5 protein-coding genes are annotated in these 5,126 nt (G+C 48.4%); 4 read left to right on the top strand and 1 reads right to left on the bottom strand.

All coding sequences use genetic code 11. From position 1 onward, the window contains the following. The first annotated feature begins 367 nt into the window (after window positions 1-367). Both BZG79_RS11325 and BZG79_RS11320 read left to right on the top strand, forming a co-directional pair. The gene (locus tag BZG79_RS11325; protein ID WP_077460415.1) at window positions 368-1,006 is read left to right on the top strand and encodes a YchE family NAAT transporter; all 639 of its coding nucleotides are present in this window, start codon (window positions 368-370) and stop codon (window positions 1,004-1,006) included. Window positions 1,007-1,141: 135 nt separating this feature from the next. After that, window positions 1,142-1,990, top strand: coding sequence for an ion transporter (locus BZG79_RS11320; RefSeq protein ID WP_077460414.1), 849 nt, complete (start codon window positions 1,142-1,144; stop codon window positions 1,988-1,990). A gap of 133 nt (window positions 1,991-2,123) precedes the next feature. Here BZG79_RS11320 and cysS read toward each other — a convergent pair whose 3' ends face one another. Further along, window positions 2,124-3,518, bottom strand: coding sequence for a cysteine--tRNA ligase (cysS, locus tag BZG79_RS11315; protein WP_108743281.1), 1,395 nt, complete (start codon window positions 3,516-3,518; stop codon window positions 2,124-2,126). Window positions 3,519-3,758: 240 nt separating this feature from the next. Between cysS and BZG79_RS11310 the strand changes: the two genes are divergently transcribed. Beyond that, entirely contained in the window at window positions 3,759-4,337 is a 579-nt protein-coding gene (locus BZG79_RS11310) for a MarR family transcriptional regulator (RefSeq protein WP_077774434.1), read from the top strand. Between the two features lie 197 nt (window positions 4,338-4,534). Next, window positions 4,535-5,032: a peptidylprolyl isomerase gene (locus BZG79_RS11305; RefSeq protein WP_021022351.1), complete on the top strand. Its 498-nt coding sequence runs from the start codon at window positions 4,535-4,537 to the stop codon at window positions 5,030-5,032. Window positions 5,033-5,126 lie beyond the last annotated feature (94 nt).

The following is a 5,126-nucleotide window of genomic DNA, read 5'->3' as shown; positions in this document are numbered from 1 at the left end:
ATTTTTACCAAAGTAACACGACCTTTACATGCGAGGCCAACAAAAGCGGTGATTTTGTATTATTTTTTCAACAAAAAGTGAGTGTCTACCATAAAGCTGTTTCTTTTATTCTTGTAAGCCCACCAATGTGACGCTTTTTTCTCTAGTGAGTAAAAACCGTTTAGTCGCTCAGTATAGTTTGCGCTAACAATCTTGCTCACTCATTTGGGGACTTTTTTGCTCCCTCCCATGACTTCACTAAAACCGCAATCAAGACTTGCAGAAAATGCAAGGTTAAGCGGTTGGTTTTTAAGCTGAGGTCGCTATACTGGCCCCACCTTTTAACCCGAGAGAAACTGGACTTCCTCACAGCATCACGAGATTCGCCATGGCCGTTTTTGACACCATGATTTTTGTACAGTTTTTTGTCGGGCTTTTTGCCGCCGTGAACCCTATCGGTATCATGCCCGTTTTTGTGACCCTTACCGTGCATCTTGACAAGCAAGAACGAAACCGCACTGCGTATACCGCAGCCATCGCGGTGGCGATTATCTTGATTGTGTCCTTGCTTGCCGGTCAGATGTTGCTCGACTTGTTCAGTATTTCTTTAGACTCTTTCCGTGTCGCCGGTGGCATGCTACTGCTCAGTATCGCTTTTACGATGATGAACGGTAAGTTAGGAGAAGGTAAACAAAACAAGCAGGAGCAGTCAGAAACCATCAGTCGTGAGCAAGTGGGCGTGGTGCCGCTTGCCATGCCGTTGCTTGCGGGCCCCGGCGCGATCAGTTCGACCATTGTTTACGGCTCCCAATACCCTGATACATGGAGTACGGTCACGCTTATTTCAACCCTGGTGATCTTCGCCGCTGGCATTTGGGGCTTATTTAAAGTGGGACCTGCGGTGGTAAAATTCTTGGGACAAACCGGTATTAACGTGATCACTCGAATCATGGGTCTGATTCTCGGCTCTCTCGGGATCGAGTTTATTGCCTCTGGCATGCGGGCTTTGTTTCCAGGCCTTAACTGACCCTGTCGCAGATTGGCCTTAGGCTACACGGCAAACAAATATCAAAAACCGGCACGTTGAGCTTTGTAGCCATGTTATGTGTTGCAGTGTCGGTTTTTCAGCTCAATCATCATGTTTTTCGAGCAAGGAAAGCCCATGAACAAACCACAAAGCCGATTGCAGCATTACTTATATACCACAATTTTTGGTACGGAAACCAAGCACGGTAAGGTGTTTGATCTGGCATTGATCGTCATGATTTTGGCATCAATGGTGGCATTGATGCTGGAGTCGATCGCAAGTGTCCACGCCCGCTGGTCACAATGGCTATATTGGATTGAGTGGGGATTTACTGGCATTTTTACCATTGAGTATTTGCTACGTCTTTATTGCTCCCCACGCCCATCCGCCTATGCACGTAGCTTTTATGGCGTCGTGGACCTGCTTGCCATTCTCCCCACTTACATCGCCGTATTTGTTCCGGGCACGACTTATATGATGGTGGTGCGTCTGCTCCGTGTATTACGTATTTTCCGTATACTGAGACTCATGCGCTTTTTGGAAGACTCCAATATTCTGATGCGTTCGATGATCATGTCATCACGCAAGGTGATGATTTTCTTTTCCACAGTCATGATTCTGGTCACAGTATTCGGCGCTCTAATGTATGTGATAGAAGGACCAGAGAATGGTTTCACCAGTATTCCTTATGCCATTTATTGGGCGATAGTAACGCTTACCACTGTCGGATATGGCGACTTGGTCCCCCAAACGGATATTGGTAAGACGCTGGCCTCTTTCACTATGCTGATGGGCTATTCCATTATCGCTGTCCCCACCGGGATCATTACTGCTGAAATAGGCCAACAAATGACACTGCATCGCCAGTTAGTCAAATGCCCAAATTGTTCAAAAGGGGGGCACGAGTCTGATGCGGACTTTTGTAAACATTGTGGTAGTGAACTGCCTGAGCCCGATAAGCGTGAAGTAAAGCCTGGACGGTAATCCAGGCCGGTGCCTTCACGCATTTGACCTTCTGTGTCACACGATTATCACACCGACAATAAAAAACGGAGCCTTATTTGGCTCCGTTTTCATTAAATTGCTATTATCCTCGGCCGGATGGCGCTTTATCTGCTTACTTACGGCGCCAGGTGGTGCCTTGTGGGCCATCTTCCAACACAATGCCCATCGCGGTCAGTGCATCGCGCGCCGCATCGGCTGCCGCGAAGTCTTTGGCTTTACGGGCATCATTACGTGTTTGAATTAAGGCTTCAATGTCAGCAACTTCATCATCCGCGCCAGTATCACCTTGCAAGAAGTTATCGGCGTCTTGCTCGAGCAAACCAAGAATAGATGCCAATTTGCGCATTTGCGCGCCCAACGCGGACGCGGTGGCCATATCGTCAGCACGGAGGCGGTTAATCTCACGGGCCATATCAAACAACACTGAATAGGCTTCTGGCGTATTGAAGTCGTCATTCATTGCCGCTTCAAAACGCGCCACGTACTCGTCGCCACCCGCAGGGGTTGCCTGGGTGTCTAAACCACGCAATGCCGTATAAAGGCGCTCTAATGCTGAGCGGGCTTGGTTAAGATTTTCGTCGCTGTAATTTAGCTGGCTACGATAATGGCCTGACAGCAAGAAATAACGCACGGTCTCTGCATCGTAGTGCACCAGCACGTCACGGATGGTAAAGAAGTTTCCAAGTGACTTAGACATCTTCTCACGATCGACCATCACCATGCCGCTGTGCATCCACGTATTCACATACGGGGTGTCATGGGCACAGCACGACTGAGCAATTTCGTTTTCATGATGCGGGAACTGTAAGTCTGAGCCGCCGCCATGAATATCAAAGTGCTTACCCAGAAGCGCTGAGTTCATCGCTGAGCATTCAATGTGCCAACCTGGGCGGCCCGGGCCCCAAGGGGATTCCCACGTCGGCTCGCCGGGTTTCGACATTTTCCACACCACAAAATCCAGCGGGCTACGTTTCGCAGTTTCAATATCTACACGGGCACCAGCTTGGAGCTGATCCAAGTCTTGTTTAGATAACTTACCGTATTCATCAAACTTAGCGACTTCAAACATTACATCGCCGTTATCGGCCACATAGGCAAAACCACGCGCAATCAGCGTTTCTACCAAGGTAATGATTTCGTCAATATAATCGGTCGCACGCGGCTCGATATCAGGACGCACCATGTTTAAGGCATCAAAATCTTGGTGCATCTCACCAATCAAACGTTCTGTTAAGGCATCGCAGGTCTCGCCATTTTCAGCGGCACGCTTGATGATCTTGTCATCAATATCCGTAATGTTGCGCACAAAGGTAAGATCAAAGCCCAGATAACGCAGGTAACGAGAAATCATGTCAAACGAAACGAAGGTGCGCCCATGTCCGATATGACAAAGATCGTAAATCGTCACCCCACACACATACATACCAATTTTTCCTGGCGTGATAGGCTGAAAGACGGCTTTTTCTCGCGTCAGTGAGTTGTAGATCTTTAACGGGGGGGTTTGCATCGACATAATAATTAGATGACTCGTTACAGTAATGACAATGAGTAAAGTGAAGCTGCTATTACACCTTTTCTGCTAGCGTGACGCAAGCATCGACCCGGTGTCTGGCCCGATAAAGCGCGACGACCGAGTTCACAAGTTAAGAGAAAAAGCACGATTTGAACCAAAACCGACCAATCGGTGCTTGAGTTGGGTCGGGGTGATCATTTATTTTTCGGTAAAGAATCTTTATCGATAACCATTATGACAAAAAATTCAACGCGCACGCACCCAACAACCACGACTGATCCAAAAAGCCAAGAACAAGGTGTTACCCCATCACAAGCTGACAAGGTTGATGTCATTCTGAGCCAGTGGCACCGCGAACGCCCTGATATTGATCCGAGCCCCATGGCGATTACAGGCCGGTTGGCACGTATCAACGGCCACATGAATCCCAAACTGCAGCATGTTTTCGGCCAATACAATCTAAACCCAGGGGAATTCGATGTGCTGGCCTCGTTACGGCGTGCGGGCAAACCCTACACGTTAACCCCAAATCAGCTGCTGGATGCTTTGATGCTCACCTCCGGCGCCATGACTAACCGCATTGATCGGTTGGAGCACAAAGGCTTGGTGGCACGCAGCCCCGATCCCAACGATCGCCGTGGGGTCTATGTCTCACTCACCGACGCAGGGCTGGATTTGATCGATAAGGCGGTGACCGATCATACCAACAACTTGCATCAGCTCCTGGCTGGACTCACCACTAGTGAGCAAGCCAACTTAGCTGATTTACTCAAAAAGTTGCTCGGGCATGTTGAACCTGTATCGTCAGAATGATCTCGATGAATAAAAGTGATCTTGAGAAATAAAAGTGATCTCGAGGAATTAAAATGACAAAGCGTCCCTGTAAATCGGTACTTTGGGGTCACTTAGCGATGATTAATTCCACATCCAGGGCGATCATGCTTGATCACCCGGCTCGTTAGGCTAAAATCTGTGATCCTTTTTAGCCAAGCCAATGACAGGATTACATCATGGTAACTCTTCATACCACGTTCGGTGATATCAAACTCCGCATGTATGCAGACGAAGCACCGGCCACGGTCGAGAACTTTTTACAATATTGCCGTGACGGCTTTTATAACGGAACCCTGTTCCACCGTGTTATCGACGGCTTTATGGTCCAAGGCGGTGGCATGGCCTCTGGCATGGAAGAAAAGTCGACGCGTGCACCGATCAAAAATGAAGCGGATAACGGTTTAAGTAACCTTACCGGTCGTTTATCCATGGCGCGTACCATGGAGCCGCATTCAGCCAGTTCACAATTCTTTATTAACGTGAATGACAACTTATTCCTGGATCACAAAGCCAAGACGCCAGACGGTTGGGGCTACTGTGTGTTTGCCGAAGTCGTCGACGGCATGGACGTGGTCAATAAGATCAAAGGCGTTGCGACCGGCAATTGGGGTTATGTACACCAAGACGTCCCTGTTGAAGAAGTATTAATCAATAGCGTGACTATCGAAGACTAAGCCGCACTCGTCAACAAGGGTAGCTAAAGCTACCCTTTCTTTTTGAGTGAGCCGCTCGTTTTGCCAATAAAAAGCCAATACATGCCACATACCC

Source organism: Salinivibrio sp. MA427 (assembly GCF_001996115.1).
GTDB lineage: Bacteria > Pseudomonadota > Gammaproteobacteria > Enterobacterales > Vibrionaceae > Salinivibrio > Salinivibrio costicola.
This window is presented reverse-complemented; position numbering and strand designations above follow the sequence as displayed.

Excerpts from the sequence above, each read along its gene's own strand:
- BZG79_RS11320 (WP_077460414.1), top strand. The coding sequence starts at position 1,142 with ATGAACAAACCACAAAGCCGATTGCAGCATTACTTATATACCACAATT.
- BZG79_RS11305 (WP_021022351.1), top strand. The coding sequence starts at position 4,535 with ATGGTAACTCTTCATACCACGTTCGGTGATATCAAACTCCGCATGTAT.
- cysS (WP_108743281.1), bottom strand. The coding sequence starts at position 3,518 with ATGCAAACCCCCCCGTTAAAGATCTACAACTCACTGACGCGAGAAAAA.
- BZG79_RS11310 (WP_077774434.1), top strand. The coding sequence starts at position 3,759 with ATGACAAAAAATTCAACGCGCACGCACCCAACAACCACGACTGATCCA.
- BZG79_RS11325 (WP_077460415.1), top strand. The coding sequence starts at position 368 with ATGGCCGTTTTTGACACCATGATTTTTGTACAGTTTTTTGTCGGGCTT.